The 25,219-nt window shown below is 37.8% G+C and carries 21 protein-coding genes; 16 read left to right on the forward strand and 5 right to left on the reverse strand.

Features of this window, described 5'->3' with window-relative positions:
• On the forward strand, positions 1-1,170 hold the full coding sequence (locus tag M2265_RS06580) for a tetratricopeptide repeat protein (protein WP_132771355.1): 1,170 nt from the start codon (positions 1-3) through the stop codon (positions 1,168-1,170).
• A 264-nt stretch (positions 1,171-1,434) separates the two neighbouring features.
• The gene (locus tag M2265_RS06585) at positions 1,435-2,508 is read left to right on the forward strand and encodes a fatty acid desaturase family protein (RefSeq protein ID WP_132771354.1); all 1,074 of its coding nucleotides are present in this window, start codon (positions 1,435-1,437) and stop codon (positions 2,506-2,508) included.
• Positions 2,509-2,938: 430 nt separating this feature from the next.
• Here M2265_RS06585 and M2265_RS06590 read toward each other — a convergent pair whose 3' ends face one another.
• Both M2265_RS06590 and M2265_RS06595 read right to left on the reverse strand, forming a co-directional pair.
• Positions 2,939-5,506 carry a TonB-dependent receptor gene (locus M2265_RS06590; protein WP_132771353.1) on the reverse strand — a complete coding sequence of 856 codons (2,568 nt, stop codon included), beginning with the start codon at positions 5,504-5,506 and terminating at the stop codon, positions 2,939-2,941.
• A 472-nt stretch (positions 5,507-5,978) separates the two neighbouring features.
• Positions 5,979-7,445 carry an aminoacyl-histidine dipeptidase gene (locus M2265_RS06595; RefSeq protein ID WP_206368174.1) on the reverse strand — a complete coding sequence of 489 codons (1,467 nt, stop codon included), beginning with the start codon at positions 7,443-7,445 and terminating at the stop codon, positions 5,979-5,981.
• A 52-nt stretch (positions 7,446-7,497) separates the two neighbouring features.
• On the opposite strand from M2265_RS06595, the gene M2265_RS06600 reads away from it, so the two are divergent.
• The 3 genes from M2265_RS06600 (at position 7,498) to M2265_RS06610 (ending at position 10,580) form a co-directional block, all read left to right on the forward strand.
• Positions 7,498-8,085 (forward strand): sugar O-acetyltransferase, encoded by a 588-nt coding sequence (locus M2265_RS06600; protein ID WP_132771351.1) that lies wholly within the window; start codon positions 7,498-7,500, stop codon positions 8,083-8,085.
• A gap of 106 nt (positions 8,086-8,191) precedes the next feature.
• Positions 8,192-9,739, forward strand: coding sequence for a DUF3943 domain-containing protein (locus tag M2265_RS06605; RefSeq protein ID WP_132771350.1), 1,548 nt, complete (start codon positions 8,192-8,194; stop codon positions 9,737-9,739).
• Positions 9,740-9,752: 13 nt separating this feature from the next.
• Positions 9,753-10,580, forward strand: coding sequence for a DUF4846 domain-containing protein (locus M2265_RS06610; protein ID WP_132771349.1), 828 nt, complete (start codon positions 9,753-9,755; stop codon positions 10,578-10,580).
• A gap of 65 nt (positions 10,581-10,645) precedes the next feature.
• Here M2265_RS06610 and M2265_RS06615 read toward each other — a convergent pair whose 3' ends face one another.
• A complete protein-coding gene (locus tag M2265_RS06615) occupies positions 10,646-11,092 on the reverse strand; it encodes a GNAT family N-acetyltransferase (protein WP_165905942.1) in 447 nt (148 codons plus the stop codon).
• A gap of 242 nt (positions 11,093-11,334) precedes the next feature.
• On the opposite strand from M2265_RS06615, the gene M2265_RS06620 reads away from it, so the two are divergent.
• From M2265_RS06620 to M2265_RS06630, 3 genes are read left to right on the forward strand one after another with little or no spacing between them, the layout of a single operon-like run.
• A complete protein-coding gene (locus M2265_RS06620; protein ID WP_132771347.1) occupies positions 11,335-12,591 on the forward strand; it encodes a putative DNA modification/repair radical SAM protein in 1,257 nt (418 codons plus the stop codon).
• Position 12,592: 1 nt separating this feature from the next.
• The gene (locus M2265_RS06625) at positions 12,593-13,357 is read left to right on the forward strand and encodes a TIGR03915 family putative DNA repair protein (RefSeq protein WP_132771346.1); all 765 of its coding nucleotides are present in this window, start codon (positions 12,593-12,595) and stop codon (positions 13,355-13,357) included.
• Positions 13,358-13,415: 58 nt separating this feature from the next.
• The gene (locus tag M2265_RS06630) at positions 13,416-13,697 is read left to right on the forward strand and encodes a GNAT family N-acetyltransferase (protein ID WP_132771345.1); all 282 of its coding nucleotides are present in this window, start codon (positions 13,416-13,418) and stop codon (positions 13,695-13,697) included.
• A 235-nt stretch (positions 13,698-13,932) separates the two neighbouring features.
• On the opposite strand, the gene leuS is transcribed toward M2265_RS06630, so the two are convergent.
• A complete protein-coding gene (gene leuS / locus M2265_RS06635; RefSeq protein WP_132771344.1) occupies positions 13,933-16,716 on the reverse strand; it encodes a leucine--tRNA ligase in 2,784 nt (927 codons plus the stop codon).
• A 217-nt stretch (positions 16,717-16,933) separates the two neighbouring features.
• On the opposite strand from leuS, the gene M2265_RS06640 reads away from it, so the two are divergent.
• From M2265_RS06640 to M2265_RS06660, 5 genes are all read left to right on the forward strand, one after another.
• Entirely contained in the window at positions 16,934-17,812 is an 879-nt protein-coding gene (locus M2265_RS06640; protein WP_021191641.1) for a cell division protein FtsX, read from the forward strand.
• 2 nt (positions 17,813-17,814) lie between these two features.
• Positions 17,815-18,045: a DUF3098 domain-containing protein gene (locus M2265_RS06645; protein WP_021191640.1), complete on the forward strand. Its 231-nt coding sequence runs from the start codon at positions 17,815-17,817 to the stop codon at positions 18,043-18,045.
• A 15-nt stretch (positions 18,046-18,060) separates the two neighbouring features.
• The gene (locus M2265_RS06650; protein ID WP_045754414.1) at positions 18,061-18,876 is read left to right on the forward strand and encodes an undecaprenyl-diphosphate phosphatase; all 816 of its coding nucleotides are present in this window, start codon (positions 18,061-18,063) and stop codon (positions 18,874-18,876) included.
• Between the two features lie 163 nt (positions 18,877-19,039).
• A complete protein-coding gene (gene truB / locus M2265_RS06655) occupies positions 19,040-19,777 on the forward strand; it encodes a tRNA pseudouridine(55) synthase TruB (protein WP_132771343.1) in 738 nt (245 codons plus the stop codon).
• Positions 19,778-19,821: 44 nt separating this feature from the next.
• Positions 19,822-20,796 carry a bifunctional riboflavin kinase/FAD synthetase gene (locus M2265_RS06660; RefSeq protein WP_132771342.1) on the forward strand — a complete coding sequence of 325 codons (975 nt, stop codon included), beginning with the start codon at positions 19,822-19,824 and terminating at the stop codon, positions 20,794-20,796.
• A 147-nt stretch (positions 20,797-20,943) separates the two neighbouring features.
• Here M2265_RS06660 and M2265_RS06665 read toward each other — a convergent pair whose 3' ends face one another.
• Positions 20,944-22,947 carry a M13 family metallopeptidase gene (locus tag M2265_RS06665; RefSeq protein ID WP_031287693.1) on the reverse strand — a complete coding sequence of 668 codons (2,004 nt, stop codon included), beginning with the start codon at positions 22,945-22,947 and terminating at the stop codon, positions 20,944-20,946.
• A gap of 83 nt (positions 22,948-23,030) precedes the next feature.
• Here M2265_RS06665 and M2265_RS06670 point away from each other — a divergent pair, with 83 nt between their 5' ends.
• From M2265_RS06670 to M2265_RS06680, 3 genes are read left to right on the forward strand one after another with little or no spacing between them, the layout of a single operon-like run.
• Positions 23,031-23,669 (forward strand): DUF45 domain-containing protein, encoded by a 639-nt coding sequence (locus tag M2265_RS06670; protein WP_132771341.1) that lies wholly within the window; start codon positions 23,031-23,033, stop codon positions 23,667-23,669.
• Positions 23,651-24,013 (forward strand): hypothetical protein, encoded by a 363-nt coding sequence (locus M2265_RS06675; RefSeq protein WP_132771340.1) that lies wholly within the window; start codon positions 23,651-23,653, stop codon positions 24,011-24,013. The genes M2265_RS06670 and M2265_RS06675 overlap by 19 nt, the downstream gene beginning before the upstream one ends.
• Position 24,014: 1 nt before the next feature.
• Positions 24,015-25,217 carry an oxygenase MpaB family protein gene (locus M2265_RS06680; RefSeq protein ID WP_132771339.1) on the forward strand — a complete coding sequence of 401 codons (1,203 nt, stop codon included), beginning with the start codon at positions 24,015-24,017 and terminating at the stop codon, positions 25,215-25,217.
• The last annotated feature ends 2 nt before the right edge of the window (positions 25,218-25,219 follow it).

Consider the following 25,219-nt stretch of genomic DNA (forward strand, 5'->3'; position numbering starts at 1 on the left):
ATGAACATTAAATCATTATTATTATTGGCAGCTGTTGCATCAGCAAGTACATCTGTTTATGCACAAAAAAATAATGTTAATAAGGCAAAAACAAGTATAGCAAAATTCGAAGAGCTAAAAGGTGCAGGTACGCCACAATTGGCACTGCCAAATTTGAAAACTGCACAAGAAGCTATTGATTTAGCTGTTGTTCATGAGAAAACAAAAGATAATGCAGAGGCATGGACAATCTATTCATTGGTTTATGCAAACTTAGCTAATTTAGATAAGTCTGCTGATGAGGCTAAAAAAGCTGAAGATGCAATTGTTAAAGCTAAAGAATTGGATAAAGATGGCGCAAATAAAGATAATATTCGTGTCTCTGAACAAGTATTAGGTCAATTCAACTTCAATCTTGGTGCTGAAGAATATCAAGGTCAAAAATACAAGGAAGCATATGACTCTTTTGAAAAAGCATTAACATATTTGCCAGGTGATACAACATTAATCTATTATGGTGGTATTTCAGCTCTTCAAAGTAACGATTATGCCAAAGCAATTGCGAAATATAAAGAGCTTATTCCTTCAAAAGAATTTTCTTCACATAAACAAATTGTTGTAGACTTACCAAAGTTATATTTATCTGCTAAAGATACCGCTTCTGCATTGGATTATGCAGCAAAAGCAGTAGAAATGTATCCTGATGACAATGCAGCTGCGGTTCAAAATATTGAATTTAATTTGATTGCTGGTCGCGAAAAAGAAATTTTAGCGGGCATCACTGCGCAATTGGCAAAAGATCCAAATAACAAAAGCTTAAATTACTATTTAGGAATCGCTCATTCAGCAAATAAAAATGATGCTGCTGCAATTGAAGCATATAAAAAGGCTTTAGCAGTAGATCCTGATTATTTTGAAGCAAATACAAATATTGCAATCACAATGATGAATGGTGTACGTGAAAAATTAAATGTTTTAAACAACGATAGATCATTGAGCCAAGCAAAATACAACGAAGGAGTGGCTAAAATTAAGGAAGAAATTAAACCTGCTTTAGTTTATCTAACAAAAGCGGTACAATTACAACCTAAAAATATAGATGCTTTGACAAACTTGAAAAACTACTATGTTTTCATGCAAGATGAAGCTAAAACAACTGAAATTACAGCTCAAATTAACGCTTTAAACTAAGTTTACTTAATCTTTAATAAGAAGGGGATTGCATGTATTGCAATCCCCTTCTTGTTTTTCATAGAGATCCACAAAGAAAACATGTTTTGAATCGCCTCAGACCTTCTAAAAAGCTGGGGTTGGGCTATAATTAGTTTTTAAAAGCTTTAACTTAAATTAACATCATTAAAAAAAATATTTGTTATCTTTATAAAAATTATAATTTAAGCTCTGTATGTAAACCTAATTTTTACTATTATTTTTTAACAGAGTTAAACGATCTCAATGAAAACAACAATAAAATTTAATAATGTTAATACATTATTTTCTAAATCTTTAAAGGAAAGAATTAACGATTATTTCAAAACTAATAAAATCCAAAAAACAGGAGAAAAAAGAGTACTAACAAAAGCAATCATCCTGTTTGTAACCGCTATATCTTTCTACATCACATTAATTGTAATTCAACCACACTGGTTAATCAGTGTTGTTGTATTAATTTTACTTGGAATAAATTTTGCCGCAATCGGATTCAATGTGATGCACGATGCCGGACATGATACATTCTCTAATAGTAAGAGACTAAACAGTGCCCTATCCTACAGTCTTAACCTAATGGGTGGAAATATCTATTTCTGGAAATTGAAGCACAATATTGCACATCATACTTATACCAACATTGAAGGTGAAGATCATGATATTGATATCAAATTTATGCGTGTGCATAAAGACCAAGAATTAAAAAAGCATCACTCCTACCAGAAATATTATTTTATGGTTCTATATAGCATCTCCTACTTAGCTTGGATTTTCTATCAAGATTATGAGAAATATTTTCTTGAAGCCATGGGAAGCAAAAAGAAATCATTCGATTTCCCTTTACGTGAAAAAGTGATCTTTTGGGTAAGTAAAATTATTCACATCAGTATTTTCATCGTTATCCCAGTTTTAGTGGTAGGATGGTTACCAACATTAGTTGGGTTACTAATTTCAGGTATCGCTTGTGGTATCTGTTTAGCAACCGTATTCCAGCTTGCGCACGTCGTAACTGAAACAGAATTTGTTGCCATAGAAGAGACTGCAGACCCAACAAAAATGGAAAATGAGTGGATGATTCACCAATTGAGCTCTACAGCTAATTTTGCTACAAAAAACAAATTTCTAACTTGGATTCTAGGCGGTTTAAATTATCAGGTTGAACATCATTTATTCCCTAAGATAAGTCACATCCACTATCCCGCGATTAATAAATTGGTCAGAGAAACCTGTCTGGAGTTCAATGTTAAATATCTTGAATACAAAACATTCAATTCAGCATTCAAATCACATGTGAGTGTGATTCAGTCCATGTCAAGATAGATATAACATTAAAAAATATAGAAAGGCTAAGCAGTTGATGTTTAGCCTTTTTTTTGCTTCCTATAATAACATCAAGGAAATTACATTAATACATCCTTATTTTATACCACCGAAATCCCATTATGGCAATAGCATTACACCACTACCCCACAAACTTCACAATACCAATACAACAATTCCATCGCATTATCCCTATAATCTTACACATGCTTAAAGGTTTATCAATCATTACTAACTACACCAAAGAAATAAAGAATAGATTTCCAAAATTTCAGCTTGTAGGATAAGCACATTGATCAGGAGCCTTAAATAATGACAAAGTAAAGGGCAAGCAAGCATTGGTGGTAATGAAGCCGAAAAATAAAAAAGCCATTGCAATAAATTGCAACGGCTTTTAAGAAGTATAATTATGTTTTGTTTTTGTACTCGCTTAGAATGTGAATTTCACAGAAGCATTCCATGTACGTCCCCATCCCATTAACACTTTGTTAGATGTGTCAATACCTTTCCAGTATGTAGCATTCGCCTTCGACTCGACATTTGAAGTAGCTTCAGAGATATACAATTTGTCTAATACGTTGTTCATATTAACACGGAAACTGATCGCATTCTTATCGCTCAATACAACTTTGTAAGATACACCAGCATCTAACAGATCATAATTTGGCAATTTCATTGTAGGTCTATTAGCAGGTAATGAACTATACAGATCTTCATAACGTCTATAATCAGCATCTACAGAAAGACCTTTTAAGACTTTGTATTTAGCACCTAAACCCCAACTTGTCTGAGAAGCATCACCAACTTTTACACCTGTTAAATCTCTCGTTGTAGTTTCTAATACTTCACGATTTTCATTACGAACAATCGTTATAGCATCACCATCATATTCCCATTTACCTAAGGAAGCAAAACCTTTTAATTCAAAGCCACGGAATGGACGAGCTAATAACTCTAACTCCACACCTTGGTGATCTTGTTTTACACCATAGTTCGTGTTATAGATTAAACTTCCGACCTGTACTTTGTCAATACCATATTTGTCAACTTCTTTTTGAGCAGCTGTAAAAGAACTTCCTGTTGTACGGTCAGCCCATGTCGTGCGGTATGCATTTACGCTAACATCAAAATATTCAGAGGCAAATTTGTAACCAGCCTCTAAACCTAAAATTTTCTCATTAACAGCATATGGATTAACATCGTTCATGTAATTCATGAAGATATTGTTTTGGTATGGCTGGCGAGAATAATAACCCGCATTACCAAAGATGGTATGGTTACCTAATGTATAACTTGCACCGCCTTTTACATTGTAGCCTAAATTGTTCACATCTTTAGATTTACCTTCACCTAATTTATAAAGGAAATAATCTTGTCTACTGTTTTGCTGACCAGAAAGGGAACCTTGGAAGAAAGCTGTAAAACCATCTTTCGCAAACTCTAATTGTCCAAATAAACCAGCATATCTAATCATTTGTTCATAATCCCAACCTAAACGGTCCTGACCTGTTTTTGGTTTATCTCCAAAAGATTTCCAAGGACTAGTGCTGTAAGTATTAGAAGTAGTCATGATCCCGTAGTTCACATTTTTTTCATGGGAAATCGATTCTTGACCTAATTTATCCGTTACTTGAATATAGTGTTCACCTTTATAGTCACGTAAATCAAAACCAACATTAAAATTTAAATAATCATTCAACTTACGGTTATAGTTAGATACTACACCAAACCATTGGTGATTATTAACTTGAGATGCTAAAAATGGTGTTGGATTTACTTTTTCAGTACGTTTGGATTGACCGCCACCACTAGCAACAGAAGCATATACAACAGTAGATAACGACGATTTATCATCAATTGTCCAATCCCAGTTTAAGTTAGCAACCGGTTTATGATAGTAGTTTTTACGTACATTTCTTTCCACCCCATTAATCATCTCCACGTTTGCATTAAATTTTCTTCCATCTCTCAAGAAATTTGATAGTTCTGAAGTAAAACCTTGGTTATGCCATTGTGGAGCACCTGTAACCATTAAGTTTAAGTTGTGCTTCTCGTTTACTTTATATCCAACAGATAAGAAATAGTTTTGGCCAGCACCTTCAGTACCTTTCATGTAACCATTTCCTTGCCACCCAGTAACCATTGCAGATACTGCAAATCCACTTTTCATTAAACCGGTGTTGTAAGCAATCGTAGATTTTACAAACATATCGTTACCGATAGTTGTTTTAACAAAACCACCTTGTTGCATATCTGTAGATTTAGTCACAAAGTTAATCGTCCCCCCTACTGAAGAGATCGCTAATTTTGAAGAACCTAAACCACGTTGAATTTGTACTAAAGAAGCAATATCTGACAAACCACTCCAGTTAGACCAAAAAACACGACCATTGTCCATACCATTAATCGGTTGGCCATTTAATAAGAAAGCTGTGTTAGATTGATCAAAGCCACGTGTTGTCATGGAAGATTCACCAAAACCTTTTGATTGACCAGATACGTATACACCAGGTGTATTGACCATGGAAGCAGTGATATCCATTGCACCCACTTTTTCTTCGATGATTTGTTTCGAGATTGTAGAAACAGCAATCGGAGTTTTACGATCTTCCGCGATATCAATTAAACCACGACCTACAACAACAACTTCTCCTAAATTTGTTTCAGATGATTCTGCAAAAACAGGATCTAATTGTAGTGCTTCACCGGCTTTCAAGAAGACATTATCGTAAACAACTGGTTTTTGACCGATGTAGGTAACTTCAATTTTGTAAGGTCCGCCCTCTTGAAGATTTGCGATGTTAAAACGTCCATTCGAATCTGCCGATCCGCTGAAGGTGGCTCCGCTTGACTGATGCGTAATTTTAATAGTTGCACCTGTCGTTGTTTGTCCAGTAGATTGTTTTACAATCCCTGTAACACTGCTTGTTGTTGTTTGTGCATGGATAGTTCCATAACTCCCGACAGCAAGAGCAAAAAAAAGTAGAGACTTTTTCATGTAAGATGTGTTTGATATAGTTTTGATGCTGCAAAAGTAAAACTCCCATATCTATTTAACTAATTTTAACATGAAATGAATATGTTAAAACATCCTTTTTAGCACCTAAAATTTTGATAAAATAACACCAAACAAACAAATATATTTTAAAGTCATAAAAACACAAGGATATATTTTGAATATTTAATCACAAAAACTAGTCTAAATTACCACATTGGCAATTCTAGTAAGAATAAAACTTTGTCCTTTTTGAATAAATGAAAGGCAGGCCTTCTTAAACTATATTTTACAGCAGTAGCATGGGAATGCCAAACATGAAGATCAAGGTTATTTTAAATAAAAGAGTTGATGCCCCCTTAATTAAAATCGATCTAAAGTAAATATATACAAACTTTATTAAAATAGCAATAGAGAAAACAAAAAAAAGGCTTAAAATTAAATTTAAGCCTTTTCTTATTTTTGATACAATATCCTATTTTTTAGGAATTTCTTTTAAAATTTGTTTCACAAATTCCCAATATTTCTGAACAGAAGATATAGATACCCGCTCTGCCGGAGAGTGTGCACCCAAAATAGTTGGTCCAAAGGAAATCATATCCATTTCAGGATAATTCGTTCCCAAAATTCCACATTCCAGTCCAGCATGGCACGCAACCACCTTTGGCTCCTCTTCATGCTGTTCAATATAAATACGTTTCAAAACCTCTAAAATTTCAGAATCAGCATTTGGTGTCCATCCAGGGTAAGATCCTGAAAATACAACATCAAATCCAGCTATTGAAAAACCAGCTTCCAAAGATTGGGCTAAATCTATTTTAGAACTTTCAACAGATGATCGTGTCAAGCATTTAATACTCATTTTTCCATCGCCAACACTCACTTTGGCAATATTATTAGAAGTTTCCACAAGATCTTCAAAGTCTGCGCTCACACGGTAAACACCATTATGTGCCGCATAGATTGCATTGATCAACAACTCCTGATCTTGAGCAGAAAGAACAGCAGCAGGAACAGTAGTTAATTTTTCAATTGATATTGTCAATCCACCATCTACTGTTTTAAACTCAGTTTTAATAGCTTCAATAAGAGGAGCTAAATCTGACGCAAAATTATCCTCATGTTCAGAAGAAACAATTACCGTTGCAGTAGACTCACGCGGAATTGCATTTCGTAGACTTCCACCATTTAGAGTTGCAAGCTGTAAACCAAACTCATCATAAGATTTATACAAAAGGCGGTTCATGATTTTATTCGCATTCCCCAAACCTTTATGAATTTCAATTCCTGAATGACCGCCATTAAGGCCCTTGACAACAATTTCAAAAGCAACAGCTCCAGAAGGACTAGCCTCCTCTTGATAAGACTTAGTAGCTGTTACATCAATTCCACCTGCACACCCGATATCAAGTTCATCATCCTCCTCCGTATCCAGGTTTAATAAAATATCTCCAGTCAATACACCACCTTGCAACCCCATTGCTCCAGTCATACCCGTTTCTTCATCAATCGTAAACAAGGCTTCGATTGCAGGATGCTCCAGTTCTTGGGAAGCTAAAATGGTCATAATTGTAGCAACGCCAATTCCATTATCTGCACCTAAAGTCGTGCCTTTTGCCTTTACCCAATCACCATCCACAAACATATCGATACCCTGCGTATCAAAATCAAAAATAGTATCGTTATTTTTTTGATGAACCATATCCAAGTGGGATTGCAGGACGACCGTTTTACGGTCTTCCATACCAACAGTTGCCGCTTTTTTAATCAGGACATTGCCAACATGATCTTCAGTAACCTCAAGACCCAAGCTTTTACCAAAATCTATCATAAATGCGATAACACGTTCTTCTTTCTTCGAAGCACGTGGAACTGCATTCAATGCAGAAAAATTCGCCCATAGCTCTTGAGGAGCTAAGGCATCTAAATTATTATTTGCCATAATTTTTTCTATTTCAACAACAAAGTTAGTTTTTTTGAAGTAATTTCGGCCCATGGACAATAAGAATCTAACGAATCAATATTATCGTGAATCTGGAAAAGAGCTTTTCGAGAAACGACTCCATGCAAAAATGCAGTTAAAGAAATTTAATGATGCCGAACCAAAATCTTTTAAAGAAAGACAGATCATCATTAAAAATCTACTTAACACGAAATCCAACCGTTTTTTTATTGAACCTCCTTTTTATTGCGACTATGGTTTCAACATTTCTATAGACGACAATTTTTTCGCCAATTATAACTGCACTCTGCTAGATGCTGCTCCGATTACAATTGGTAAAAATGTCTTATTCGGTCCTAATGTTTCATTATTTACGTCCACTCATGCGATCCATCCTGAAGACCGCGCAAAAGGATGGCAATGTTCTAAACCGATCAACATAGCAGACAATGTCTGGTTAGGAGGCAATGTTATTGTTAATCCTGGCATAGAGATCGGTGAAAACAGTATTGTTGGTTCCGGCTCCGTGGTCACCAAAAACATACCGGCCAATGTCATCGCCGCAGGAAACCCATGTCAGATCATTCGGCCAATTACGGAAGCAGACAGACTGGATCTGACAAAAGCAGGCTCAGAATAATCAAACTTAAGTCAAGATTGATTGCGTAACAGTAATATTTTTCCGATTAAGTTTAAAACTATTTAAGTTTATTACTTGTTTAAGAAATTAAGCCTGAAGTATAGATATGATTACAACAACGAAGCGCGCTTCTCTTTCCTTTTTTATCTTGCCCCTCCTATTATTGGTTATCACTATTGCACGACCTCTTTATGCACAAGAATATATACAGGAATATCGAGATACCGTAAACAAATTTAAACCTTTAAATGAAAAATATAACACCGATACGGTCATCAGCAACACTCAGGTCACTCCTTATTCAAATAACTCTGTAAAGCAAAGTTATGTAAATAAGAGCTATCAGATTCCAAATTACCAGGATACCATCAATCACAACCCTCGGAAACACTTTGCAAGAGCGGCGACCGAATGGTTCATGTTTCAGGCATTACCAGCTTCTTTCAACTACTTCATCAGAAAAGATCCCTACTCGCACATCACATTAAACAACTGGTTCAAACATCTTAAACCAAGTGCATGGGCATGGGACGACAATGCATTTGCTACAAATCAAATTGCCCACCCTTATCACGGTCAACTGTATTTTAATGCATTCAGATCCAACAACTATAGCTTTCTTCAATCCTCCCTTGCCACTTTAGCAGGAAGCTTTATCTGGGAAACTGCAGGAGAGACACAGGCCCCTTCAATCAATGATTTAGTAAACACAACCTATGGCGGCATTATATTGGGGGAAATCACACACCGTATTTCACAAAATGTACTGTCCAGACCGACCAGTTCCTTAGCCGAGCGGCAAGGAAAAGAAGTATTAGCTTTTTTCATTAATCCAGTCAACGGGCTAAATCGTTTATTGGATGGCCGTTGGGGAAGAGTCGTAAAAGGAGCTGTTATTGATTCTTCTAAAGTCAAAGCCGAGGTCGATTTTGGTTTCCGCCGTTTTGACACAAAAGACCTAGACATTATCACAAAAGGAAAAACAGATTATTTTGTTCGGTTAAGCTTGATCTATACCAATGACAACATTGAAAACAAAAAACCGTTTGATGATTTCTATGTCAATCTGGAGGTTGGCGGAGACGACAGCTCATTTGTCAACACCGTAAACGTATATGCGTCACTCTACGGAAAACGCATTATCAAAAATCTTCCGGGTAGACATCTCGGCGTACTCTCTGCAAATTATGACTTCTATCATAATGAAGCCTTCTTCTACGGAGCACAAAGTATGAATTACAACGTCATATCAAACTTTAGTTTAGGAGGCAAGAATCGCTTAACAACAACTATAGGTGGTGGTCCTGTCATACTGGCCGCAGTTCCTGATCCCTACCTCCTCTTTGGAGAAAGCCGTAATTACAATTACGGACCAGGTGTCGATGTCCGCGGTTCAGGAGAAATCAGTGTGCTGAACAGATTTAAATTCGGAGCACAATACCATGGTGGTTATTTTGTTACCTTAAGTGGCAATGAATCCCATTATTTTTTACATACAGCATCGATTAGTGGCAGTCTACGTCTATTGAAAAACTTCTCTTTAAACATGAATTCTGGTTATTTTAGATTAGAAGGTAATTTCAAAGACTATCCTGATATCAACAAAAGCTACCCATTTGCACGTTTCTCATTGGGATACAATGTTTTATTTTAACAAAAAAAAACACATGAAGATCTTATACCTCATTTATGTCCCCTTTGTCCTCATCAGCTGTACAGCATCATCCAATCAAAATAAATCTCAGGATAAGCCCAAACAGTTGCATGTGGTTGATGGTTATAATCAAAAATTGATAGATCCCCAGGGTAAAACCATTAAAGACAGATTCACCCCCCCGGTTGGCTACGAAAGAGAAAACTACAAAAAAAATGAATTTGGTTATTTCTTACAGCAACTCCCTCTCAAACCTATTGAGTCACTTGTGACTTATTATAATGGAAGAACAAAAGATAGAAGAGACATCTACGCAAGTGTAATCGATCTGCCCATAGGAAAAAGAGACCTACATCAATGTGCAGATGCTGTCATGCGGTTGCGAGCTGACTATTTATACCAAAATAAGAAATACAAAGATATTCATTTCAATTTTCTGTCCGATGGTAAACCTCGTTATTATGAACAATTTGCCTCTGGAGATTACACCTATCCCAAATACTGGAAATACCTAGAGAATATTTTTGCTTATGCCAATACAAGCTCCCTCCACGATGAACTGACAACTGTCAAATCCATGGATGATGTCCAAATAGGTGATACCTTTGTCCAAAAAGGAAATCCGATTGGACATGCTATTATTATTGTCGATATAGCCGTAAACCCTAAAAATGGTCAGAAACTGGTTTTAATGGCTCAAAGTTATATGCCTGCACAGGAATTGCAGATTATCAATAATCCCGTTAACAAATCTTTAAGCCCTTGGTACGTCTTGTCTGGCGATGTAATCAGAACACCTGAATGGAAATTCTACCCCCAAAACTTAAAAACTTGGAATTAGCACATCGTTACGTTCGCGGCAAATAGCGCTTTAGATGCGATACGACTTCACTCAACCGAATCACTTTATATATCAGTTTGATGTCTGCTCTGATTAAATAAACCGATTTCCATGCGAACATATTCAAGTTCTTTCTTGAAAAAGTGCTCTCCCTTAATATGCATTCCTAGTTTTTCATAGAAAGGAACAGCTGCTATCCGTGCATCACAAAAAAGCGAAACACCATTCCATAACCGACAAAAGTCAACAACAGATTTGAATAGTGCAGTACCTATACCATTTCCCTGAAAATGAGGAAGAACCGCAAATTTTCGAAACTGATAGTGCCCCTCTTCTATCTTAAACACAGAGATTACCCCTATCAGCTCCCCTGCTATGGTCGCCGCAAAGTGCGTCCCGTCAAAATCCGCATCAATCATCACATCCTTTAACGAGCCTTCCGGATACAGTACCTGCTGACGTAATTTCCAGGTCCTCGTTGCAATAACCTGTTCAATATATAAGCTATCCATTTCCATACTATTCTTACTGAAGAATTTAATTCCAAAACTTCGTACATGCACATCCCCTTAAAAATTCAGATACAAGGTAGGAAATTTAAAAACACCTTAAAAATATTGATCGCATCGTAAGCTACAAAATCCGAGTAACCTCCTTTATTTCTGATATCATAAATAAAATAATTTGCTATAAATTATCGCAATTGACATAGATAACTAATAATATTAGTATATTTACTAAAATTAACAGCGTTATGTCAGATCGTATAGTTCAAAAACTTAATATTTTAGCCGATGCCGCCAAATACGACGTAAGTTGCAGTTCGAGCGGAAGTAATCGAGCTAATAAAAATAAAGGAATCGGAAATGCCAATCAAGGCGGCATCTGTCATTCTTATACCGAAGATGGACGTTGTGTTTCCTTGTTGAAGATCTTGTTAACCAATCATTGCATTTATGATTGTGCTTACTGCGTATCACGAAAGAGCAATGATATCGAACGGGCGGCATTCACCGTACAGGAAGTCGTCGATCTGACGATCAACTTTTATCGGAGGAACTACATAGAAGGACTATTTTTAAGCTCAGGTATATTTAAAAATGCCGATTATACGATGGAAAGATTAGTGTCCATCGCTAAAAAATTACGTTTGGAACATAAATTCAATGGCTATATCCACCTAAAAACCATTCCTGGAGCAAGCGATGAGCTCGTCCATGAAGCTGGATTGTATGCCGACCGTTTGAGTATCAATCTCGAGATACCTACAAAAGAAGGACTCAAACTTTTAGCGCCCGATAAAAGCCGGGAAGATATGATCATTCCTATGCGCTATCTAAAAAATGAAATTATCAGAACAAATGAGGAAAGAAAGATCATCAAATCTACACCGACATTCGCTCCAGCAGGACAAAGTACACAAATGATTATTGGCGCTTCCGGCGAATCAGATAAACATATCATCCAAACAGCACAGCATTTTTATAAAAATTATCATTTAAAACGTGTCTACTATTCCGGCTACGTACCCATCTCCTACGACAAGCGCTTGCCCGAAATTGGCACTGCAGTTCCTATGGTACGCGAAAACAGACTGTATCAGTCCGATTGGCTCATGCGGTTCTACGGCTTCAGGGCAGACGAGATTGTCAATGACAACCATCCCTTGCTAGATCTCGATATCGATCCAAAACTCAGCTGGGCATTACGCAATCAACATGCCTTCCCTGTCGATATCAATAAAGCAGATTATCATTTTATTTTGCGGGTACCAGGTATTGGTGTACAGTCTGCTAAAAAGATCATTCTGGCTCGACGCTTCGGTCCATTACGCCTCGAAAACCTGCAAAAGCTAGGAGTAGCCACCAATCGGGCAAAGTATTTTATTACTTGTCTCGGTTTTCAACAACTCTATGCGGACAAGCCCGGATCCCATATCAAACAATATATTCTGGCACAATCCAGCAGTAAGTACATTAAAAACGACAGTCAACAATTAACCCTTTTCTAAGATGTTAAAAACGCTGAACTACGATGGTACCTGGTCAGGACTAATGACATGTGTCTTTTGCTCCTTTGAGTACAAATGGCAGGTCGGCGCTATACAGCAACATGCTTCATCTAGCCAAACGGGCCTCTTTACTGCTCCAGAATTGATCAGCACAGATAATGAAAAAGCCAGACGCGTACTCCTCGGTCTTGAAAAAAAAATAGGTCTTCAGGGGATCCAAGAACTTTATTATGTCCATCTTTCAGAAATCAAAGATCGAGAACTTTTGATATTGCGAAGTATTATTTACTATTTTAGATCAGAATCCAAAGCCAATCAAAACTATGGCCATGACGATATCTTACAGATAAAAAAAATTGTTCGCTCTGTTTCCAGAGAAAGACACCGGGTAAAAGCATTTGTCAGGTTTCAAAAAATGAAAGATGGTTTATATTTTGCTAATCTAGAACCTGATTTTAATGTCCTACCGCTAATTGTGAAGTTTTTCAAAGAACGCTATGCAGACCAAAAATGGCTTATCTATGATCTGAAGCGAAAATATGGTATCTACTATGATTTAATGGAAGTAACAGAAGTTAAATTCAGCGATACTTTAGCTAAAAATCAAATCGAAATTCACTTAGACGAAGAAGAATCACGCTACAGTGATCTCTGGAAAAACTACTTTGAATCAGTCAATATCAAGGAACGAAAAAACACAAAACTACATGTTCAGAGTCTACCAAAACGTTATTGGAAATATTTAAATGAAAAAAATTTGTTATAAAAATCTTATTTTTAAAAAACCAAAGGCAGAAATTAGCTGTTTATTAAATTAAAAAGAGATGACTATAAAAAACATTGAAAACGAAAAGAAGGGTCAAATAATCGCAGAAATCGATGGTAAAGAAGCTGGTTTGATGGAATATACCTGGGCTGGAGAAGACAAATTCATTATTGATCATACCGAAGTACACCCGGAATTTAACGGCAATGGTGTCGGCAAAAAGATGGTACTCGAAGCAGTTGATTATGCCCGCAAAAAAAATGCGAAGATCATGCCCCTTTGCCCTTTTGCAAAATCTGTATTTGATAAAACTGAAGCATTTCAAGATGTATTGTTTTAAAACCTGCTTTCAGGTTTCAAGACAGTTCTGGTTATAAAGTTAGAAATATCGAACTGAAAGTAATCAAATGCGAAAAGTGCCTATACCTTGATAACCGAATCTGGCAGTGTAAGAGCAAGAGCCAGAATAAAAATTCAGCGATCATAAACGATAAAGGAACAATAGTATAAAACATAAAAATGCGCTTTTGAATAAATCAAAAGCGCATTTTTTATATGATTATAGCGTTTTTAGATTAAACTACAATATTGATAATCTTCCCTTTAACAAAAATAAGCTTTTTCAATGCTTTACCGTCCATATAGCGCTGTACATCTTCATTGGCCAGAACAACTTCTTCAACAGCTTTTGCGTCTAGATCCAATGCCAACAATAAGTTCATTTTCATCTTACCGTTTATCGATACCGGATATGCAAATTCCGATTCCACTAAATAATCAGCAATAAATGTCGGATAAGTCGCATACGAGATCGATCCAGCTTCTTTACCCAATAACGACCACAGCTCTTCCGAAATATGCGGTGCATAAGGCTGAAGTACAACAACCAGCTGTTCTAAAATAGCACGTTTATTACATTTAAGATCAGTAAGCTCATTCACACAGATCATAAAAGCTGAAACCGACGTATTGAATGAAAAACGTTCAATATCATCCTCCGCCTTTTTTATAATCTTATGCAAAGCTTTATATTCCGCTTTTGTAGGTTCCACATCCGATACATTAAAGTTACCTTCAGCATCATGGAACAAACGCCATACTTTCTTTAAGAATTTGTAAACACCTTCAATACCATTCGTATTCCAAGGTTTTGCCTGTTCCAACGGACCCAAAAACATTTCATACAAACGTAGTGTATCTGCACCATAAGCTTCGATAATATCATCAGGATTGACAACATTGAACTTTGATTTAGACATTTTCTCCACTTCCGTTCCGCAGACATATTTACCGTCTTCCAAAATAAATTCAGCAGCGGCATAATCTGGTCTCGACGCTTTAAATTTCTCCAGATTCAGCACATCGTTAACCACAATATTAACATCTACGTGTAATGGAATCGTGTTGTACTGATCTTTCAAACCATAAGAAACATACGTATCTGTTGCTTTTCCTTCATCGCCTAATAAGCGGTATACAAAATTAGAACGTCCCTGGATCATCCCTTGATTGATCAGTTTTTTGAAAGGCTCTTCCTCATTGTGGAAACCTAAATCTTTCAAAAATTTATTCCAGAAGCGTGAGTATAGCAAGTGACCTGTAGCATGCTCAGAACCACCGATATATAAATCAACAGCTTTCCAGTAATCTACCGCTTCTTTCGAAGCAAAAGCTTCTGTGTTCTGAGGATCCATATAACGGAACCAGTACCAAGAAGATCCGGCCCATCCTGGCATTGTACTCAATTCATACTCGTACTGATCTTCGTATTTCCAGTTTTCCGCACGTCCCAAAGGTGGTTCACCTGTTTCAGTAGGTAAGTATTTGTCCACCTCAGGCAATAACAAAGGAAGCTCTTCTTCCTTTATTAAGTAAGGCAATCCATTTTTGAAATAAACCGGAACCGGTTCACCCCAGTAACGCTGGCGACCAAAGATCGCATCACGCATCCGGTAGTTAATTTTAGCTTTTCCTAATTGTAATTCTTCCAACTTTGCAATTACAGCAGCCACACCTTCCTGGTAGTTCAAGCCGTTCATAAAATCAGAGTTGATATATTTACCATCCTTATTTCCATCCGCTTCCTCTTCAATCTGCTGCGAGTCAGAAATCTTGACGATCGGTAGATCAAAATGCTTTGCGAACAGATAATCACGTTGATCGCCCGAAGGAACAGCCATTACAGCACCTGTACCGTAACTCGCCAATACATAATCAGCAATCCAGATCGCAACATCCTCTCCCGTAATCGGGTGTTTGGCATATGAACCTATAAACGCACCCGACACCGTTTTTGTATCAGACATTCGGTCCAGTTCCGATTTTTTACTTGTTTTATCAATATATGCAGTAACTGCAGCCTGCTGATCAGCAGTCGTTAATTTTGAAACCAATTCATGCTCCGGAGCCAATACCACAAATGAAACACCAAATATTGTATCGACACGGGTGGTGAATACTTCAATATACGTCTCCAGCTGTGGAACTGGAAATTTCACTAATGCACCCACAGATTTACCGATCCAATTACGTTGCATCTCCACCAAAGGCTCTGGCCAGTCCACAAGCTCCAGACCACGCAACATACGGTCAGCATAGGCAGTGATACGCATCGACCATTGCATCATTTTCTTCTGCTCCACCGGATGACCCCCACGCTCAGAAAAACCATTGATCACCTCGTCATTCGCCAGCACTGTCCCTAATGCTGCGCACCAGTTCACGGTACTTTCACGTAAGTACGCAATACGGTATTTCAACAACTCACGCTGTTGTTTTTCTTCGTCAAAGGCAAGCCATTCCGCTCCTGTAAATGTTAATACATCATCATCAGAAACAGCATTAATTCTCTCTGAGCCAGTTTTTTCAAAACGACTAATTAAAGTATCGATTAACTCTGCTTTATCCGAATCATTGTTATACCAAGAATTGAACAGTTGCATGAAAATCCATTGCGACCACTTATAGTAAGAAGGCTCGGAAGTACGTACCTCTCTGCTCCAATCAAAAGAAAAACCAATGTTATCCAATTGTTCACGGTAACGGTTTATATTTGCCTCAGTCGTAATCGCTGGATGTTGTCCCGTCTGAATGGCATACTGCTCAGCAGGTAAACCGAACGAATCATATCCCATAGGATGCAAAACATTAAAACCTTTTAAACGTTTATATCTTGAAAAAATATCCGAAGCGATATAACCAAGTGGATGACCGACGTGCAGTCCAGCTCCAGAAGGATAAGGAAACATGTCTAAAACATAATATTTCGGTTTTTCATGTGTATCCGCAGATTTGAATGTTTCATGATCGGCCCAAAATTTTTGCCACTTTTTTTCTAACGATTTGTGATTGTACTCCATTTTTGTATTGAGGAATTTTGTAAGACTTGCGAAATTACGATTTTAATAGCGAATTGTAAGAAAAGTTTTGTAGTTTAAACAATAAATGATAGTATTGAAAAGTTAATTACAAAGGATATAGCGAATTTTCATACTTCCGCAAGAAAGTTATTACAAGAATAATTCGAATAAATCCCCTCAAATCATTACTTTCGCAAATAAATTTTTATTGCTTATTATGTCAGAATACGAATCAAGCACGCAAAAAAGAAAGACAAAATCAGTTTACGTCTCTACTGTTATCAGTATAGCTCTAGTCCTTTTAGTGACTGGATTGCTAGGTTTATTACTTGTTCACGCAAAGAATCTATCGAAATACGTAAAAGAAAACATCGTACTCAATGTCATCGTTAACGATGGCACCAATGAAGGAGATGTACTTTCACTGCAAAAGGATCTAGAAAAAGATAAGTATGTCCTACGTACAGAATATATTAGCAAAGAACTAGCTGCAAAATCATTGAAAGAAGATTTAGGCGAAGACTTTGTACAGTACTTAGGCCACAACCCACTGCTTCCTTCTATTGACGTATACATGAAAGAAGATTACGCCAATTCGGATAGTATCAAAACCTTTATAGACAAAATATCACGCAACACCCGAATCAAAGAAGTGGTTTACCAAGAATCGCTTATCGATATGGTCAATAAAAATGTACGTATTATCAGTATTGTAGTATTGGCGTTTGCCGCGATCTTATTAGTGATAGCAGTAGCCCTCATCAACAATACCATCCGTCTGGCGATCTATTCACAGCGGTTCCTGATCAAAAGCATGCAATTAATAGGAGCAACCAAAAACTTCATCCGTAAACCATTCATCACCTACGGTATTATTCATGGACTATTGGGCTCGCTTATCGCCATCCTATTATTAATATTCACACTGAAGTTTGCACAGCAGCAGATTCCAGAACTGGTATTTTTAAGAAACTGGTACGAATTTGCCGCGATCTTTATCGTGGTCATCGCAATCGGAATTCTAATTTCTGGCTTAAGTACATACTTTGCCGTAACCAAATATTTAAAAGCAAAATCTAACGATTTATACAGTTAAAAATGGCTCAAATCAAAAAATCTGAAACGACAAACAAAGGTGCTTTTGTTTTCGGAAAATTGAATTATCAATTATTTATTGTTAGTATCATTATCGTTATCATCGGTTTCCTGCTTATGAGCGGTAATACAGATATCTATAGTTTTACTAAAATCACGTTAGCTCCCATCGTCATAGTACTTGGTTTTGCATTGGGTTTTGTAGCCATTCTTTACAAACCAAAATCTAAATAAAAGTAGAATTACACTATGTCCTTATTTGAAGCCATCCTTCTAGCGATTGTAGAAGGATTAACTGAGTATCTTCCGATTTCATCTACAGCCCATATGGGCTTTACTGCAGCCTTAATGGGTATGCAGGAAAGTGAATACCTCAAAATGTTCCAGGTGTCTATCCAATTTGGCGCCATCCTGTCCATCGTAGTTCTCTACTGGAAGAAATTTTTCGACATCAAAAATATCCAGCTGTATTACAAACTAGCTATTGCTGTTATTCCGGCACTGGTTTTAGGAAAACTACTGGACGATAAAATCGAAGCCGTATTAGGCAATCAAATCGCTATTTCAACCGTCTTGGTATTAGGTGGTGTTGTCCTGCTATTTGTTGACAAATGGTTCAAGAATCCAACCATCTTAGATGAAAAAGAGATTCCGATTAAGAAAGCATTAATTATAGGTTTTTGGCAATGTCTAGCCATGATGCCAGGTACTTCCCGTTCAGCAGCATCTATTATCGGTGGTTTGACGCAAGGATTAGACCGTAGAGCAGCAGCAGAATTTTCATTCTTCTTAGCAGTTCCGACTATGCTTGCTGTAACAGTTTACTCCGTATTTGTAAAAACATGGGGCGAAGGAACAGCACATGCGCAGAAAGGTTATGAGATGATATTTGCCAGCAATGAAAATATCATCGTCTTTATTGTCGGCAATGTTGTCGCATTTATAGTCGCTATGATCGCAGTTAAATCATTTATTACCGTCTTAACGAAATACGGATTTAAATTCTGGGGCTGGTACCGCATTATTATTGGTATTGCTTTATTAGTATTCTTCTGGAATAACTAATACTTTGACGCTACGCTTACTTTTACCCGCTATGGTGAAAAATAATATGAGTACCTTTGCAAAAAAATACAAAATCAGCTTGACTTTGTTTTACTAAAATCTTCTTTTAACGAGATTCAGCAAATAAAACAAAATCAATGATCTAGTGCAATTGAACTAATGAATGGAAAATAACGAGAAAGATCAAATAGAAAAGGTATTTTCATTTGCCGAAGGACAAATGTTACTGATAGATAAGCCACTGACCTGGACTAGCTTTGATGTGGTGGGGAAAATTCGTAACTCCATTAAACCATTAAAGATAAAAGTAGGCCATGCAGGTACATTAGACCCGCTAGCTACCGGTTTACTAATTGTATGTACAGGTAAATTCACAAAAAAAATAGACAGCTATCAAGCTGAAGATAAAGAATACACAGGAACGATCACCTTAGGTGGTACTACCCCTTCTTACGACCTGGAAACAGAAGTTGATGAAACCTTTCCGATCGATCATATTTCGGAGCAGATGATCCACGATGCAGCGAAAACCTTCGAAGGAGATATCGACCAATATCCACCAGCACATTCAGCAATCAAGATAAACGGAGAACGTATTTATGAAAAGGCTCGCCGTGGCGAAACAGTCGAGTTAAAAACACGTAAAGTCTCCATTAACAGCTTTATCATCGAAAAAATAGAAATGCCGGTCGTTCATTTCAGAGTATCATGCAGCAAAGGAACATATATTCGTTCCCTGGCGTACGATTTCGGAAAAGCGCTTAGCAGTGGTGCACATTTAAGTTCACTAAGAAGAACGAAAAGTGGCGATTACCAAGTTGAAAATGCTTGGAACCTAGAAGAATTAATTCAAAAAATAAAGGCTCACAAAGAAATTAGTATCACAGAACCTCAATTGTAACGATTGATTTCTATTGATTAATTTCTCGAAAAATATTTCATTAAATGAAAATTTATAGAAGTTTAGATGATTTTAAAGCATTGGAAAATGCAGTTGTTACCATCGGTACATTTGATGGTGTCCATATCGGTCATCAAAAAATATTAACTCATCTAAAAGAATGCGCTAAAAAAATTAACGGTGAGACCGTATTGTTAACCTTCTACCCTCACCCTAGATTAATTATCAATCCGGATGATGACAGTTTACGTCTTATCAATGATATAGAAGAAAAAGTGAGCCGACTATCTGAATTGGATATCGACCATTTAATCATCACACCGTTTTCACGCGATTTCTCAAACCAGACACCTGAAGAATACATCAGCAATGTACTGGTCGGAAAACTCGGCACAAAGAAAATAGTGATCGGATACGATCATCATTTCGGGAAAGATAGAAGTGGAAGCTTAAAAGATCTGCAACAGTACGCTGATATTTTTGACTACTCGGTGGAACAAATCCCCGAACAGGACATCAACGACGTTGCAGTATCGTCAACACGTATACGCCTTGCACTGATTACCGGCGATATCAAGACCGCAAACCTTTACTTGGGCTATCCTTTTGAATTAACAGGAACAGTGATCCGCGGGGACCAAATCGGCCGTACAATCGGTTTTCCGACTGCCAACCTGCAGGTGCACGAACAACACAAATTAATTCCTGCATACGGTATCTATGCTGTTGAAGTTCATATTTTCGATCATTTACAAAATATTACCACAGGCGAATACGTAGAAATACAGCCAATCAAAATTGCTAAAGGAATGGGTTACATTGGTACCCGACCAACAGTAGATGGAATGAACAGAAGCATTGAAATAAGCTTATTTGATTTCAATGATGATATATATGGGAAGACATTACGCGTAAAATTCCTGCATTTCATCCGTCATGACGAACGTTTTGACTCCTTACAGGAAATGAAAGATCAGATCCAGGAAGATGAAAAACAGATCCGAGCATTACTTTTTTAAAAAGTTACTTAACTAATAAGTGAGATGGCTAGAAGACTCAGAAGTCAAAAAAATTCTAGCCCTCTTAACTAAAATAATAGAAAAGCCCTTACAGGAATCTGTAAGGGCTTTCTATTTTAATCTCGATCTTTCCTATACAAATAAGAACTACCAGATCACAATTCTATCCGTTTTAGGGACAAATAATTTATCACCTTCCTTCGTACCGAATGCCTCATGAAAACCATCTAAATTGATGATCGGCGCAAAAGCACGATATTGAGCTGGCGAATGCGGATCTGTCTTCACTTGGTTCACAACAAACTCATCCGTTGTTTTAGTTCTCCAGATCGTAGCCCACGATAAAAAGAAACGTTGTTCTTGTGTATATCCATCAATCAGACCTGGGTTACCTTTATCTTTCAGGTACATTTTCAAGGCATCGAAAGCAACAGAAGAACCACCTAAGTCACCTATATTTTCACCTAAAGTAAAACGGCCATTCACCTTCACACCCGGTACCGGTTCATAAGCTTCAAACTGTTTTACCAATGCATCAGCAGAAGCTTCAAACTTCGTCTTATCCTCTTCGGTCCACCAGTTGTTCAAATTACCGTTTCCATCATATTTAGCTCCTTGATCATCAAAACCATGAGACAGCTCATGACCGATAACCGCACCGATACCACCGAAGTTAACTGCTGCATCTGCCTTATAATCATAGAATGGAGGCTGTAAGATCGCTGCAGGGAATACAATTTCATTAAACAAAGGACTGTAATAAGCATTGACAGTTTGTGGTGTCATACCCCATTCCGATTTGTCGACAGGTTTACCTTGCTTATCCAAATTCTTTGCAAAAGCCCATTTACGCTCGCTCAGGATATTATCAAATAAAGAAGTACCCACATTTAACGTAGTGTAATCTTTCCATTTATCCGGGTAACCGATCTTCACATTGAATTTCGAAAGTTTCTCTAAAGCCTTTACTTTCGTATCGGCCGACATCCACTTCAGATCATTGATATGCTGCTGGAAAGATTTGATCAGGTAACCGACCAATTCCTCTGCCTGCTCTTTTGCTTGTGGCGGGAAATTCTCTTTCACGTAAAGTTTACCCAAAAGCTCACCTGCCACACTGTTGACAAATTCAACTCCTCTTTTTTCCAACGCACGTTGTTCTTTTTGACCCTTCAATTTTTTACCCCAAAAATCAAAATTAAGTTGATCCAGGTCCGCTGTTAAATATGCCGCAGCATCATTCATCACGTTAAATTTCAAGACCTCCTTAATCGCTTCTAGGTTTTCAGGCTTCAATACCTTGTCTAGGTTCTGATAATAAGCCAGTTCTGAAACAATCACGGTATCCGCCTTAAAACCCGTATCTTTCAGATATTTGGCAATATCAATGTTTTTGACCATTTTCTTCAGATCAGCAACAGCAACCGGATTATAACGCTTTTCAGCATCACGGGACTGCTCCACTGTTTTCAGGTTTTTAGCCAGTTCTTTTTCAAAAGCAACAATCTTCGGACCCTTTAAGTCACGCGTACGCTGACCGACTTTACTATAAAGCGCCGAGATAAAATTAGAATAATCACCTAAAGTTTCCGTATTCTTAGCATCTACAACCTGATAGTAAGAACGCCCCAGACCTAAACTTGCAGCACCTAAATAAACCGTATTGACGTTACTATTTTTTAAGTGTGCATAGACATAAGCACCGAAAAAAGGATTGCCACCGATTGGCGTCACCTCAACCAGATAATTGTACAGACCGTTAAAATCCTTGATCGCATCGATTTTATCCAGATAAGGTTTAATTGGAGTTACGCCCAATTGGTTACGTTTATCAAAATCAATATAAGAGCGATATAAATCACCGATCTTTTGACCGTCAGAACCTTTTGCAAAGGTGGTACTTAAAGATTCTTTCAAGATCTTCAACGTCGCAATGTCTGTGTTTTCACGAAGCTCGTCAAAAGATCCCCATCGCGCTTTATCCGAAGGTATCGACACTGTCTTCATCCATTGACCGTTTACAAAATTGTAAAAGTCATCCTGAGGACGAACACTCTTATCCATAAAGGCTGTATTGATTGCCGGCTGCTGCTGTGCAAAGAGCATTCCTCCGCACATCAGTAAAGCGGCAAGAACTGAATGTTTTTTCATATTACCGTTTATTTGTTTTAATTTAATGACAAACTTAATAAAAGTTAGTATTATGTTTACAAGGTCGAACATTTAATTTCAGTATGCAAATCGAAATAGCTGGAAAAAACTATCAAATCATTACAACCGATTCCAAAGAAATCCGCTTGGAGCAACATCCGGGCATTGCGCGCATTTTTGCTCCCGTCGACTTTGAAATCAGCACCTTAGAACAGTTTATTAAAAATAACAAGAATAGCCGAACAGTTTCTGAAGAAGTCGAGTATCAAGAACATCCGGTACGTCTCTTTCAACAAAACTATTTACTCAAACTCATCAAGAATACCACCTCGAACAAAATTCTGGTTAAAAACAGAACCATTACCTTGTACTGTAAAGGGACAACTTATCAAAAACAGCTACATGACTGGCAGAAACAATTTATACTCCAGCAGCTAGCAGACGAAATCGGCTATTGGGAAGAAAAATTAAATGTGCTGGTGGGTAAGATCAAACTTAGGGCATTACCAAAGAGTCTCTACAGCCTGCAGGCAGAAAATAACATTACTTTTAGCACATCGGTCACGTGCTTATCGGTCTCGGAACTCCATTACCTGGCCTTTAAAGCCATTTCTTCACAGATTTCATTAGATCCGAAGATCAGAACAACATATTTTCCAGACCAACAGCAGCTCGAACATCAACTAGCTTATACACTAAAAACATGTCAACAATCACATTAAACATACCGGTTACAGATACAGCATTACAGAAAATCAAGCAAAATTTCACCTTATTGCTCGATCAGATCACAGCCGAAGACCGCAAACAGCTGCAGGAAGCGGTATTCGACAGCCTATCCGACAAAGATGGCGCACCGCAGATCGGCGATCTTAGCGTCTCGAGTTTCACTTTCAACGATATCGAAAAGAAAGGTAGATTTCGAATCAGCTTCAACATCGACCGCCAATTTTGCTGCAGTGATACGATCTCCTGCCAGTCCGATTACGTTGATTTCGATTTCTCCTATACATCTGGGAACATCGTTGCTACAGGCAATTTTATGAATTGGGATATAGACAATTAAGATGGAAATACCGAGCCGATTCAAAACAAATACCTCCTCCTTTCATCATTATTGGACCGCAGGTGCCGGAGTAGAACTGTTAAAAAAACTGCCAAAGCAGCCCGACCTTCGGGAAGCAAACAAGTTGGTTCCCTACCTCTTCAACTGCGATGAACCGGCAGACGAATTGGTCAGAAAGCTCCATCAGCAAGTTGGTTTTGGCAAGGGACAGCAATTACTACGTGCGTATTTAGTTGCTCCGGAAAATGTCGATGAGCCCTATAGAGAAGCACTTGACACTTTTTTCTCTTCGATTGAGAGCTCACCGTCCTGGTTAAACTGGGAACTGCTGGAAAGTGGCATCGCAGTAAGTCAGCGCGCAGGATTAAGCGGTCTGATCGTCTTGCGCGACTACTGCCTCATGGGTGGTTACGAATCGGCAGCAATCAATAAACCACTTATCTATACCGGTGCACTAAAAAAAGGAGCCGTGAAGCGCCTGGCAGATACAGTAGACTTTTGGGTAGACATCATGGAAAATGGATCTTTAAAAAGCGGGCAGATCGGTTATCAAAAAGTAATGGAAACCCGCATTATCCATGCTTTCTCACGGATCAATATTCTGGCGAAGACGGATTGGGACAAAAATGAATGGGGCCTACCGCTCAATCAGTGGGACATGCTTGCCACCAACCTGGGATTTTCGCTGGTCTTTATCGTCGGGTTACAGCGCATGAAATTTCAGATCCTTCCAGAAGAAATAACAGCAGTACTTCACCTCTGGAAATATATCGGTTACTTGTTAGGTATCCACTTGCAACTACTTCCTGACACGGAACAACAGGCTATTGAAGCGCTCTACTACTGGACCATGACACAAAAAGAAGGCGATGCCGATTCCAGGTTATTGGCCCAGGCCCTACAGGAAGAGCCTATAGCCGCGTATTATCCGGAATCAGCGCTGGGACGTAAAATGATGCGCGAAATTCATCTTTATTATAACCATTTTCTCCTAGGCAGCTATTCCTGTAGACTTTTAGGCCTCGACACCACCAGAATTGGTGCCATAGCCTATCTCAATGTTTTAAAAAACAAAATGCGTAATAACAAGTCCAGACTTACCCAACAACGTCAGCTTCTCATCAATAAAGGAAGAGCCGAGCAAATGGAAGTCAAGAGAATCTACTTAACCTACAACAACCGGGAGAACAACAAGCAACACTAACA

The organism is Sphingobacterium kitahiroshimense (assembly GCF_025961315.1).
Lineage (GTDB): Bacteria > Bacteroidota > Bacteroidia > Sphingobacteriales > Sphingobacteriaceae > Sphingobacterium > Sphingobacterium anhuiense.